We start from the raw sequence: 12304 nt of genomic DNA, 5'->3' as shown, positions 1-12304 counted from the left end.
CGTTGTCCTTGCCTCATGGGATCACTTCGCTTCATCCGGTGTTCAGCTGGTGTGGAGGGTGTTGAAGTCGACCTTTCCGGTCTTCTCCAGGACCGTGATGTGGTCGAGCACGACGGCGTTGGTACGGGTCGCCAGCGCGCGCACCATCGAGTTGCGGGTCTGGTCCCGGACCAGCGCGATCAGGCCGAAGACCTTGCCGTGCGCCCGGCGCAGCAGCTCCGCGAAGACCCTGGGGAAGTCGTCGCCCTGTGCGGCGTTCATCTGGGCGAGCCAGCTCTGCTGCTCGGGGGTGGGCTGGTTGGGCAGCGGGATGCCCAGCGCCCGCCCCGTCTCCACCGATCGACGGTCCAACTCGGTGTGTCCGGCGACGAGATGGTCCCCCGCGGTGCGTACCGCGGCGGTCCTGCCCCGTTCCTGGGCCTGCCGGCCGGCCGGCATCTCCCACAGCCCGGCCAGCCTGACCTTGCGTACGAAGTCCCGGTCCAGCGGGGTGAGCGGCCCGTAGCGGGTGTTCACCGTGCCGCCGCCGTCGTCGTCGTACCCGACCGTGTTCGTCGCCGCCGCCGCGCTCTCGCCGAAGAGCTGCACCGGCAGCAGCAGCGCCGCCAGGGTGGCGACGAGGGCGCAGACCACCAGCCCGGTGGCGATGGCCCGTCCGGATACCGCGGAGCCTGCGGACCTCGCGGCGATTGTGGATACCGCGGAGTTGCGGACGCTCGACCGCACATGGCCTCCCGGTTCGTCTCCGTGGTGGGCCCCCGGGTGGGGCCCACCGGAATGCCACCGGACGCTAAGCGCCGGGCCGGGCCCGTGGCCCGGGGTCCTCACCCCTGGACAAATAACGGCCGGGCCCGGCGCGGCGCTGCTACGGTCCGCGTGCGGGCCCGGCACGGACGAGCGGTGCGGGCTTCGGCGTGCCGGTGCGGGCTGCAGCGCGCGCACGGCCCCGCGGCGGCCGCCCTGCCCCCGGCTCTCAACTGCGTTCGAGCAGGGCGGACCCCACGCGCCGCGCGCGGGTTTCGCGCAGCTCGCGCTGCCCTTGCGCGTACATGTCGTCGATCTCCGCCGCATACGCCCGGACGATCGCCGCCCGACGCAGCTTCAGCGACGGCGTCATCAGCCCGTCCTCCTCGCAGAACTCGCCCGGCAGGATGCGGAACGCGCGGATCGACTCGCCGCGCGAGACCGCGCTGTTCGCCCGCGCCACCGCCCGCCGGACCTCGGCCTGCACCTGCTCCTCCAGGGACGGGTCCCGGCCGTCGGGCCCCGGGCCGTCCGCGTCCGGGCCGTCGGCGTCCCGGGCGTGGGTGCCGTCCCGTCCGGCGCCCAGCCGCCGCCAGTGCGCCAGCGCCTCCGGATCGAGCGTGACCAGCGCCGTCACATAGGGCCGGTTGTCGCCGATCACCACGCACTGCGAGATCAGCGGATGGCTGCGCAGCCGCTCCTCCAGCCCCTGGGGGGCCACGCTGTTGCCGCCGCTGGTGATGATCATGTCCTTCTTGCGGCCGGTGATGACCAGATAGCCGTCGTCGTCCAGATGACCGAGGTCACCGGTCGGCAGCCAGCCGTCGTAGAGCCCGCTGCCCGGCCCGTCCCCCTCGTCCAGATAGCCGGCGAACACCACGGGGCCGCGCACCCACACCTCCCCGTCCAGCGCCAGATGCACCGCGCTCCCCGGCAGCGGCAGCCCCACCGTCCCGAACCGCACCCGCCCCGGCGGCTGCACGGTGATCGCCCCGGTGGTCTCCGTCAGGCCGTAGCCGTCGTAGACGGTGATCCCGGCGCCCGCGTAGAGCAGGCCCAGCTCCCGCAGCAGCGGCGAGCCGCCGGAGACGCCGGTGCGCACCCGCCCGCCCAGCAGCTGCCGGATACGGGAGTACACCAGCCGGTCGTAGACCGCGTGCCGGGCCCGCAGGAACGGGTCGGGGCCGCGCCCGGTGCCCTGTGCCTGCGCCGCGAGCGCCTCGGCGTAGCGCACCGCCACCGTTGCCGCCGCGTCGAACATCCGCCGCCGCCCGGCCTGTTCGGCGGCCATCCGGGCGCGGTCGCAGATCTTCTCGTAGATGTAGGGCACCGCGAACAGGAAGGTCGGCCGGAACGACGCCAGCGCCGCCAGCAGCGCGTCCGAGGAGAGATCCGGCTGGTGGCCGAGCAGCACACCGCCGCGCATGCAGGCCACCTGGACCATCAGCCCGTAGACGTGCGCCAGGGGCAGGAAGGCCAGCAGCGAGGGGCGTTCCCCCGGGGCGGCGAGGAGGTCGCCCCAGCCCGCGTAGAGGGTGTCGCACTCGGCGGCGAGGTTGGCGTGGGTGATCACGCAGCCGCGGGGGACTCCGGTGGTCCCCGAGGTGTGCACGATCGCGGCGATGGAGCCGGGGGTGACCGCGCGGCGCAGCCGGTGCACATCCGCGTCGGTCAGCCGGGTGCCCTCCTCGGCCAGCCGCCGGACGCAGTCCCGGTCCAGCTGCCACAGCCGCCGCAGCCGCGACCCCTCGTCGCAGGCCGCGGCCACGGTCATGGCCCCCGCCTCGTTCTCGACGACGATCGCGGCGACCCGCGCGCTCGCGAGGATGCAGCGCAGCTGCTCGGCGGAGGCGGTCGGATAGACCGGTACGAGCTGCGCGCCGATCGCCCAGAGGGCATAGCTGAACAGCGTCCACTCGTAGCGGGTACGGGACATCAGCGCGACCCGGGTGCCCGGCCGGACCCCGTCCGTCAGCAGCCCCTTGGCCAGGGCCATGACCTCGTCGCGGAATTGTGCTGCCGTCACTTCCCGCCAGGTACCGGGGGCCCTGTCGTCGCGGCGGGCGAGCTGGGCGAAGTCCGGCTGGTAGGCGGCGGTGTCGAAGACGGAGTCGGCGAGGCCGCCGGTCCGAAGTGGCGCCGCCAGGGCCGGAACGCTGATGTCGCGCACAGCACCTCCTAGGTGATCCCCCTTGATTCCCCCTGGTCCGCCGCCCGTCCCCGACGGCAGGGAGGGCAAGTTACCGGTCGGTCTCCCTCCTGCCCAGATCCCCGGCTACTCTTGAGCGGAAGACGACAAGGACAGTGCGGGAGGAGGGCCCGGGATGTACCGCATCGCCGATGCCTGGCGCCTGTACACCTGCGCGCTGTTCTTCCTGCTCGCCGGACTCCTGCTGGCCCAGACGGGCCTGACGTCGGCTCTGGCGGCCGCCGCGACCACCGCCGCGGTCCTGCTGCTGTGCAGCGCCTTCCTGCTCGCCGTCTGCGCCCGGCCGCTGCCACCGGGCCGGATCCGCACCGCCCTCCGCGACCGCGAGCGCCGTACGGCATTCCTGCCGCAGCGCGATCCCGACGCGGCCGGCCGGCCGCGTCCCCGAGCACCGGGCCGTTCCCTCCCGACGGCCGCGTAGACGCCGGGCACTTCGCCACCCTTCCCCCGCGTCCACGCCGCTCGTCACGCCGCATCCGCATCATCTCCGGCACGACGAGACCCGTGGAGGGCTCAGCCTTGTCCATTTTCGACACCCTCGGTGAGGGTCTGGCGCGCGGCGCCGACGCCATCACCCCGCTCTTCGGCACCGCGGCCATGGCCGCCGCCGTCGTCCTGTTCACCCTCGCCGTACGCGCCGCGCTGCACCCGCTCGCCCGCGCCGCGGCCCGCGGCGAGAAGGCCCGCGCGGCGCTCGCCCCGCAGATCGCCGCGCTCCAGCGCAAGCACAAGGGCAACCCCGAGCGCCTGCAGAAGGCGATGGCCGACCTCTATTCCAAGACCGGCGCCTCGCCCCTCGCCGGCTGCCTGCCCACCCTCCTCCAGCTCCCCGTCTTCTTCCTCATGTACCACCTGTTCTCCACCGGGGGCGGCGCTCTGCTCGGCCACACCCTGCTGGGCGCCCCGCTCGGCGGGCACTGGAACCAGGCGCTCGCCGACGGCGGGGTGTTCGGGCCCCAGGGGCGGGTCTATCTCGGGCTGTTCGCCCTGGTCGCCGCGGTCGCCACCTGGAACTTCCGCCGGGCGCGGGCCACCGCGGCCGCCGCCCCGAAGCCGGTTCCGGGCGCCGGCCCCGCGCTTCCCGGCCTGGGCCAGATGGCGAAGGTGATGCCGCTGCTGGCGTTCGGCACGCTGATCACCGTGGCCGTGGTGCCGCTGGCGGCCGGGCTGTACATGGTGACGACGACGATCTGGACGGCGTGCGAGCGAGCGCTGCTGCTCCGGGACCGCAAGCGGGACGGCGGCCGGGCGGCGGAGCCGGACAAGCCGGCCGAGGCCGCCCCGCCCGCGGTCGAGCCGGCGCCTGTGAAGCGGCGCGCCCCCAAGACCCGCGCCGCCCGGCAGCGGGCGGCACGGGCCAGGGCCAACACCCGGCGGGCGGAGACCGGCACGTCCCCCGGGGGCGCGGCGCCGCAGAAAACCGTTACTACCCCTCAGTAACGGTCCACTCCCTGAACGGGGTCTTGCGGACTGGACCCCGTTCTTGGACGATCGACCAAATCGCTCGATGGCCGTCCCCCATCGGCCGGCCCCGGAAGACCCTTCCCGGGCCGACCCTTCGACCACGGGAGTTGTACCGATGAAGCTGCTGCGTGTCGGAACGGTGGGGGCGGAACGCCCGGCGCTGCTCGACGAGACCGGGGTTCTGCGGGACCTATCGGGCCTGGTCCCGGACATCAACGGGGCGCTGCTCGCGGACGACGAGGCGCTGGCGCGGATCCGCGCCGCCGCCGCGTCCGGCGACCTGCCCGCACTCGACGCCTCCGGGCTGCGCACCGGCGCCCCGGTGTCCGGGATCGGCAAGGTCGTGTGCATCGGGCTGAACTACCACGACCACGCCCGAGAGACGGGGGCCGCGACCCCCGAGGAGCCGATCATCTTCATGAAGGCCCCCGACACGGTCGTCGGCCCCGATGACACGGTGCTCGTACCCCGGGGCAGCGTGAAGACCGACTGGGAGGTGGAGCTGGCGGTCGTCATCGGCCGTACCGCCCGCTACCTGGAGAGCGACGAGCAGGCGCTGGCGGCGGTCGCCGGATACGCGGTGGCGCACGATGTCTCCGAGCGCGCGTTCCAGATCGAGCGCGGCGGCCAGTGGGACAAGGGCAAGAACTGCGAGACGTTCAACCCGCTGGGCCCCTGGCTGGTGACCGCCGACGAGATACCCGACCCGCAGGCCCTGGGCATCCGCCTGTGGGTCAACGGCGAGCTGAAACAGGACGGCACCACCGCCGAGCAGATCTTCCCGGTGGCCGAAGTCGTCCGTTACGTGAGCCAGTTCATGACCCTCTACCCGGGCGACGTCATCAACACCGGCACCCCGGCCGGCGTCGCCATGGGCCAGCCCGAACCCAAGCCGTATCTGCGGGCCGGAGACGTCGTGGAACTGGAAATCGACGGCCTGGGCCGCCAGCGGCAGGCTTTGGCCGGGGCCTAGTCGCTGCGCTTGGCTTGGGCCCTACGTTGTCGGCCGTCCCGCCGTGGTGGTGTCTCTCTGTTGCGCCTGCGGCGGGCCCGTTCGCTGCGTTTGGCCTGGGCCGGTGTTTCGGGCTTTCTCGCCGTTGCGCCTGCGGCGGGCTGGTTGCCGCTGCGCGGGGCTGTTCGGCAGCGGCACCGGGCCTACACGGCTCCGCCGCTACGACCCGGCACCTCCCCGTTGTGGGTGGAGAGAAGACGGTGGGGGTGTACGTAGAGGGCCCCGTTCCCCATGTGGACAGAGATGGGAACTGGACACTCGACGCCCGCCCCCACCGGCCCCTTCCCCCCACCCACGGGAGGGGACGGACCGTAGCGGCGGAGCCGTGTAGGGCCGGCACCGCTCCCTACAAACCCACGCCCGCCGCCAGGCGCAACGGCGAACAACCCCCACGGCGGGACGGCCGAGAACGTGGGGCCCAGGCCAAGCGCAGCGGAGGGGCAACGGCGAACAACCCCCACGGCGGGACGGCCGAGAACGTGGGGCCCAGGCCAAGCGCAGCGGAGGGGCAACGGCGAACAACCACCACGGCGGGACGGCCGACAACGTGGGGCGCCAAGCTAACCGCAGCGCACCGTTCGGCCCTCCGCGGCGGAACGCTTGGCTGCCTCCAGGACGCGTAGTGCCGCCGCGGCCTCCGTGGCGGTGACCGGGGGTTCGCCGCCCTCGTGGAGGGCTCGGGCGATCGCGGCGTAGTACGCGGGGTAGTCGCCCGGCAGCGTCGGTACGAGCTCGCCGCCCCCGTAGCGCGGGGACGCCCCGGCGCCGAGCCGGCCCCAGCTGGACTTCGGCTCCACGCCCCACTCCACGCCCTCGGTGCCGGGCCGAAGGCCCTCGCGCAGCGCGGCCTCCTGCGGGTCCAGGCCGTGCTTGGTGTAGCCCGCCTCGCTGCCCAGCACCCGGAAGCGGGGGCCCAGCAGGGCGGCGGTGGCGCTCACCCACAGATGCGAGCGGACGCCGTTCGCGTGGGTGAGGGCGATGAAGGTGTCGTCGTCGGCCTCCGCGCCCGGGCGGCGGACGTCGGACTCGGCGTAGACCGAGACGGCCGGGCCGAAGAGGGTCAGCGCCTGGTCGGCGAGGTGGCTGCCGAGGTCGTACAGCAGCCCGCCGATCTCCGCCGGGTCGCCGGACTCGCGCCAGCCGCCCTTGGGCTGCGGCCGCCAGCGCTCGAAGCGGGACTCGAAGCGCTGGACGTCGCCGAGCGCGCCGTCCTCGACGAGCTTGCGGACGGTGCGGAAGTCGTTGTCCCAGCGGCGGTTCTGGAAGACCGAGAGCAGCAGGCCGCGGTCGGCGGCGAGGGCGGCGAGCTCTTCGGCCTCGGCGGCGGTCGCGGCGAGCGGCTTGTCGACGACCACCGGCAGCCCGGCCTTCAGGGCGGCGGTGGCGAGCGGGACGTGCGTCTTGTTCGGGCTCGCCAGGACGATCAGGTCGAGGTCGGCGGCGCGGGCGAGGACGGCCTCGGGGCTGTCGACCGTACGGACCTGCGGGTACGCGGCGCGGGCCTGCGCCTGCCGCTCCGGGTCGGCGGTCGAGACGGTGTCGAGGACCAGGCCGTCGGTGGCGGCGATCAGCGGGGCGTGGAAGACCGAGCCGGCCAGGCCGTAGCCGATGAGGCCGACGCGGAGCGGGGGGTGGGGGGTGCCGTGGGGGTCCCCGGCATCTCGCGGCTCGCTCATCTCACTCATTTCGCTCAACTCGCTCATGAACTCCACTTAAGCAACGCTGTTGCCAAAGCGCAAGTGGTGGGGACAATGGGTGGGTGACGAGTAAGGAATCGGCCGGCCACCCCGGCGTCAACCTCCCCGCGCTGCGCGGGCACAACGCCGCGCTGGTGCTCGGGCTGCTGCGGGCGGCGGGGGAGCAGGGGGTGAGCCGGCTGGAGCTCGCCGCGGCCACGGGCCTGACCCCGCAGGCCGTCAGCAAGATCACCGCGCGGTTGCGGGACGACGGGCTGGCGGGCGAGGCGGGTCGCCGCGCGTCGACGGGCGGCAAGCCCCGTACGGTCCTGCGGCTGGTCCCCGGCGCCCGGCACGCCATCGGGCTCCACCTGGACCGCGACGAGCTGACCGCCGTGCTCGCCGACCTCGCGGGCGAGCCGGTCGCCGTGCACCGCGCCCCGCTCGCCTTCGAGGCGGGCGCCGAGCAGGTGCTGACCGCCGCCGAACGGGCGGTCGCGGCGCTGCGGGCGGCGGCCGGCGGCCCGCCCGTCCTGGGCGCGGGCATCGCCTGCCCCGGCCCGCTGGACCACGCCGCAGGAGTGCTGCACCGGGTCACCGGCGCGCCCCGGTGGGACGGCTTTCCCCTGCGGGACGCGCTCGCCGAACGGCTCGGCCTGCCCGTCGTGCTCGACAAGGACACCAACGCGGCGGCCCTCGGCCTGGCGCAGGGGATACCGGAGGGGGCGGGGTCGTTCGCGTATCTGCATCTGGGGACCGGGCTGGGCGCCGGGCTGGTGCTGGGCGGCGGGCTGTACCGGGGGGCGCGCACCGGAGCCGGCGAATTCGGCCATCAGGTGGTGCAGTTGGACGGCCCGGCGTGCGGGTGCGGTAAGCGCGGCTGCGTGGAGGCGCTGTGCCTGGCGGCGGTGGCGCGCGGTGACCTGGCGGAGGCGGCGCGGGTGCTGGGCGTGGGAGCGGCCAACCTGGTGGAACTGCTGGACATCGACCGGGTGCTGCTCGGCGGGCGCACCGTGTGGGGGAACCCCGAGGCGTTCACCGGCGGCGTGGCCCAGGTGCTCGAAGACCGGGTCCGTACGCGCGGCGGGGCCGCGAGCGCGGTGCCGGTGGCGCTCGCGCGGGGCGGCGCGCGGACGGTCGCGGACGGGGCGGCGCAGCTGGTGCTGGCGCCGCTGTTCGGGCCGCGGCATCCCGCCCTCGCGGCGAGCCGGGATCTCCCGTAGCGGGGTGTTGCGGGCCGGGAATCGTCCGGCGCGGCGCCCCTGCGGCCCTCCCCGGCTGCGCCCTGACGGCCCGCCAACCGTGATCGACGGAAAGTCAGCTGATAAGGCGGGATCCGTCGGCCGGTCGGGCGCATCCCCCGCCCTACTCGTCCGGTGGCGCGGGGCGGGCATGGGAGGGTCCTGTGAGGTTCCCGGCCCGCGACCCTGAGCCCTTCGAGCAGCGGAGGACCGCCATGCATCCGCCCGGCGCACCCCGTCCGCGCACCGTACGCCAGGTGCCCGTCCCCGGTACGGCGTACCGCACGGCCCGTACCGCGCTCGCGGCGGGCCTGCTCGCCGGTGTCCTGGGCACCACCGCCGCCGCCCTCGCCACGGCCCAGCCGGCCGGCCCGGCGCCGGAACCGGGAGTGCCGCACGGCCCCGTCCCCACCGTCTCCTGCGGCCGCCCGGACAGCCCGAGCTTCCCCATCGACTCCCGGGTCCACGGCGGCCCGGCCACCTATCAGGCGGGCGGCGACTGGGAGACCTGGCAGCTGGAACTGCGCAACACCACCGACGCCGTCTGCGAGGACGTCCACCCCGTCGTCGTCCTGACCGCCGCCCGCCCCGGCCTGCGGCCCGAGCGGATCCGGCTGGAGTACCGCGACCCGGCCGGCGGCGACTGGCGGCCGGTCCCCTTCGAGGCCACCGACCACGAGGAACAGATCGGGGTGTTCGCCAAGTCCGCCGAGTCCGGCGGCGGGGAGCGGGGGCGCGCCCCCGGTGGCGGGCTGGCGGTGCCGGCCAACGGGACGGTGACCCTCCCGATCCGGCTGCGGTTCGCCGCCGGTACCGCCCCGGGGCCGGTCACCGCCAACGTCACCACCGTCCAGCGCCGCGGCAGCGACGGCGAATGGATCGGCCAGTCCGGCGACTACCGCTTCACCGTCCGGCCGGCCGCCTCCGCCGCACCCGCCTCCCCGGAGTCCGCCGCGCCCCCGGAGGCCCCCGGGGCCCCGGAGTCCGCCCCGTCCCCGGAGGCCCCCGGGGTCCCGGAGTCCGCCCCGTCCCCGGAATCCGTCGCGCCGCGCGAGCTCGCCGCCACCGCCCAGGGGCCGGTACGGGCGCTCGCCCTGGCGGCCGCCGGCCTGTTCGTCGCCGGCGCCCTCCTGCTGGCCGGGGCCCGCCGCCTGCGCCGCTGATTGCTCGTGATGCGAGGATCACGAGGTGGAGTACGAGTACGGCCAGGAACCTGGCGCACCCATCCGGTCCGGTGTCCCCGAGCACGGACGCATTCCCAAGTACTACGCGGCGAAGGTCGAAATCGCCGCGCTGCTCAAGGAGTTGGGGGAGGGCGAGCCGCTGCCGACCGAGCGGGACCTGGCGCTGCGCTTCGAGGTGTCCCGCGAGACCCTGCGGCAGGCCCTGCGCGAGCTGATTCTGGAGGGACGGCTGCGCCGCCTGGGCCGCGGCACGGTCGTCGCGGGCCCCAAGATGGAGCAGCCCCTCTCCCTGGCCAGTTACACCGAGGGCGTACGCCGCCAGGGCCGGGCGCCCGGCCGCCATCTCGTCGGCCTCGACCGCTTCCCGTGCCCGGCGCCGCTCGCCGAGGACCTGGGGCTCCAAGTGGGCGATTCCGTCTGGCACATGGAGCGGGTGCTGCTCGCCGACGACGAGCGGGTCGGCCTGGAGAGCACCTATGTCGCGGCCGACCGGGTGCCGGACCTGGACACCGACTTCACCCCCGACTCCTCCTTCTACGCCTACCTCCACGACCGGCTCGGCATCGGTTTCGGCGACGCGGACGAGCGGCTGGAGACCGTACTGGCCACCCCGCGCGAGGCGCTGCTGATCGGCACGCCCGGGGCGCTGCCGATGCTGCTGATCCACCGGCTGTCGCGGGATACGCAAGGCCGCCCGCTGGAGCGGGTGCGCTCGCTCTTCCGGGGCGACCGGTTCTCGTTCACCACGCACCTGGGGACGCCGGCGCCCGGCTGAGGAGGCGCTCGACGGCGGTGGGGACGAGCTCTGAATATCACGGAAAGATAACGGGTCTAGGCCAAGTTTGAGGCCGTGTTCACCGTCGCGTCGCCGAATGACCCCCGGCGGGTCACCCACCGCCGCGACCGTCTGGGGCATGCGAGTCATAGTTGTCGGAGCCGGTGTGCTGGGGACCATGCACGCCTGGCATGCAATCGAGCGGGGCCACGAGGTCCTGCACATCGAGCGGGAGGCCGAGGCCCGCGGCGCCTCGGTCCGTAATTTCGGGCAGATCTGGGTCAGCGGCCGGGCCGGCGGCGAGGAGCTGGCCACCGCGCTGCGCGCCCGCGAACTGTGGGAGGGCATCGGCGCCCGGGTACCCGAGCTGGGCTTCCGCGCCATCGGCTCGCTGACCGTCGTCAAGAACGCGGCGGAGCGGGCCGTCGCCGAGGCCGCCACCCGCCGCCCCGACGCCGCCGCCCGCGGCTACCAGCTGCTGTCCGCGGACGAGGCCCGCGCGGTCAACCCCGCACTGCGGGGCGCGTTCGCCGGCGCCCTGTGGTGCGAGCGGGACGCCGCCGTCGAGCCGCGCGTCGCCCAGCGCGCCCTGAAGGCCGAGCTGCTGAAGTCCGGCCGGTACACCTACCTGGGCGGCCGCGAGGTCCGCGAGGTGGTGGGCGAGCGCGCCGTACGCGACGACCACGGCGACACCCACCACGGCGACGCCGTCATCCTGTGCACCGGCGCCTGGCTCGGCGGCCTGGTCCGCGAGCTGATCCCGGACCTGCCGGTACGCCGCGTGCGCCTGCAGATGATGCAGACCGACCCGCTCGGCGAGCCGCTGACCACCTCCGTCGCCGACGCCGACAGCTTCCGCTACTACCCGGCGTACCGCAGCGACGCCCTCGACACGCTCAACGCCGGCCAGGCCCAGGCGCCGACCGCCGCCGCGCACAAGATGCAGCTGCTGATGGTGCAGCGCGCCGACGGCGGACTGACCATCGGCGACACCCACGAGTACGAGACGCCGTTCGCCTTCGACACCGTCGAGGAGCCGTACGAGCACCTGACCGGCGTCGTCGAGTCGATCCTGGGCCGCCCACTGCCGCGCATCCGCCACCGCTGGGCCGGGGTGTACGCGCAGTGCACCGACACCGCCCGGGTGGTCCACCGCCAGCAGGCCCGGGACGGCGTCTGGCTGGTCACCGGCCCCGGCGGGCGCGGGATGACCTGTTCCCCGGCGATCGCCGAGACCACGGCGAACGACCTGGGCTGGTGAGCGGGTTGAACACGAGCAACGAGTCGATCGAAGTGAACGGAAAGCACGCGGTGAACGAGAAGATCTCCCTGGTGGTGCTCGACATGGCCGGCACCACCGTCGCCGACGGCGGCCTCGTCGAGCAGGCCTTCGGTGCGGCGGCCGGGCGCCTCGGCGTCGAGCCGGGCAGCGCCGACCACGCCGAGAAGCTGGCCTATGTCCGCGCCACCATGGGCGAGTCCAAGATCTCCGTCTTCCGGCACCTGTTCGGCGACGAGGACGCGGCCCAGCGCGCCAACAAGGCCTTCGAGGAGGCGTACGGGGAGCTGGTGGACGGCGGGCGGATCGCGCCGGTTCCCGGTGCCCGCGAGGCGATCGAGGCGCTCCAGGAAGCGGGCCGCACCGTCGTGCTCACCACCGGCTTCGCCCGCGTCACCCAGGACGCCATCCTCGACGCGCTCGGCTGGCGCGACCTCGTCGGCCTGACGCTGTGCCCGGCCGACGCGGGCGGCCGCGGCCGCCCCTACCCCGACATGGTGCTGGCCGCGCTGCTGCGTACCGGCGCCGCCGATGACGTCCGGGAGATCGCGGTCGCCGGCGACACCTCCTACGACATGCTCAGCGGGCGGCGGGCGGGCGCCGGGATCGTGGCCGGGGTGCTCACCGGGGCGCACGACGCGGCGCAGCTGACCGCCGCGGGCGCCACCCACGTCCTCGGCTCGGTCGCCGAACTGCCCGCCCTGGCCGGGGGGATCTGAC

The 12304-nt window shown here is 74.5% G+C and carries 11 protein-coding genes; 8 read left to right on the top strand and 3 right to left on the bottom strand.

What is annotated here, in order from left to right; genetic code table 11:
* Positions 1 to 42 precede the first annotated feature (42 nt).
* Positions 43 to 726 carry a DUF4142 domain-containing protein gene (locus ACIGWZ_RS07415; RefSeq protein ID WP_400061753.1) on the bottom strand — a complete coding sequence of 228 codons (684 nt, stop codon included), beginning with the start codon at positions 724 to 726 and terminating at the stop codon, positions 43 to 45.
* Positions 727 to 973: 247 nt separating this feature from the next.
* A complete protein-coding gene (locus tag ACIGWZ_RS07410; RefSeq protein WP_400061752.1) occupies positions 974 to 2914 on the bottom strand; it encodes an AMP-dependent synthetase/ligase in 1941 nt (646 codons plus the stop codon).
* A gap of 154 nt (positions 2915 to 3068) precedes the next feature.
* On the opposite strand from ACIGWZ_RS07410, the gene ACIGWZ_RS07405 reads away from it, so the two are divergent.
* The 3 genes from ACIGWZ_RS07405 (at position 3069) to ACIGWZ_RS07395 (ending at position 5390) form a co-directional block, all read left to right on the top strand.
* Positions 3069 to 3374, top strand: coding sequence for a DUF6412 domain-containing protein (locus ACIGWZ_RS07405; RefSeq protein WP_400061750.1), 306 nt, complete (start codon positions 3069 to 3071; stop codon positions 3372 to 3374).
* Positions 3375 to 3472: 98 nt separating this feature from the next.
* Positions 3473 to 4393: a YidC/Oxa1 family membrane protein insertase gene (locus ACIGWZ_RS07400; protein ID WP_400061748.1), complete on the top strand. Its 921-nt coding sequence runs from the start codon at positions 3473 to 3475 to the stop codon at positions 4391 to 4393.
* A gap of 139 nt (positions 4394 to 4532) precedes the next feature.
* The gene (locus tag ACIGWZ_RS07395) at positions 4533 to 5390 is read left to right on the top strand and encodes a fumarylacetoacetate hydrolase family protein (protein ID WP_400061746.1); all 858 of its coding nucleotides are present in this window, start codon (positions 4533 to 4535) and stop codon (positions 5388 to 5390) included.
* Positions 5391 to 5989: 599 nt separating this feature from the next.
* Here the strand turns inward: ACIGWZ_RS07395 and ACIGWZ_RS07390 are convergent.
* Positions 5990 to 7105 carry a Gfo/Idh/MocA family oxidoreductase gene (locus ACIGWZ_RS07390; RefSeq protein WP_400061745.1) on the bottom strand — a complete coding sequence of 372 codons (1116 nt, stop codon included), beginning with the start codon at positions 7103 to 7105 and terminating at the stop codon, positions 5990 to 5992.
* A gap of 83 nt (positions 7106 to 7188) precedes the next feature.
* Here ACIGWZ_RS07390 and ACIGWZ_RS07385 point away from each other — a divergent pair, with 83 nt between their 5' ends.
* The 5 genes from ACIGWZ_RS07385 to ACIGWZ_RS07365 all read left to right on the top strand — a co-directional run bounded on the left by ACIGWZ_RS07385 (position 7189) and on the right by ACIGWZ_RS07365 (position 12303).
* Entirely contained in the window at positions 7189 to 8328 is a 1140-nt protein-coding gene (locus ACIGWZ_RS07385) for an ROK family protein (RefSeq protein WP_400061743.1), read from the top strand.
* A 233-nt stretch (positions 8329 to 8561) separates the two neighbouring features.
* A complete protein-coding gene (locus ACIGWZ_RS07380; protein WP_400061741.1) occupies positions 8562 to 9509 on the top strand; it encodes a hypothetical protein in 948 nt (315 codons plus the stop codon).
* 25 nt (positions 9510 to 9534) lie between these two features.
* Positions 9535 to 10305, top strand: coding sequence for a GntR family transcriptional regulator (locus tag ACIGWZ_RS07375; protein ID WP_400061740.1), 771 nt, complete (start codon positions 9535 to 9537; stop codon positions 10303 to 10305).
* A 139-nt stretch (positions 10306 to 10444) separates the two neighbouring features.
* Positions 10445 to 11566 carry a TIGR03364 family FAD-dependent oxidoreductase gene (locus tag ACIGWZ_RS07370; protein WP_400061738.1) on the top strand — a complete coding sequence of 374 codons (1122 nt, stop codon included), beginning with the start codon at positions 10445 to 10447 and terminating at the stop codon, positions 11564 to 11566.
* A 32-nt stretch (positions 11567 to 11598) separates the two neighbouring features.
* On the top strand, positions 11599 to 12303 hold the full coding sequence (locus ACIGWZ_RS07365) for a phosphonatase-like hydrolase (protein ID WP_400062026.1): 705 nt from the start codon (positions 11599 to 11601) through the stop codon (positions 12301 to 12303).
* Position 12304: the final 1 nt, after the last annotated feature.

The organism is Streptomyces sp. NPDC053427 (genome assembly GCF_044544985.1).
In the GTDB taxonomy this organism is placed as follows: Bacteria; Actinomycetota; Actinomycetes; order Streptomycetales; family Streptomycetaceae; genus Streptomyces.
Note: the sequence above shows the minus strand (reverse complement) of the source record. Positions and strands in the feature narration are given on the sequence as shown.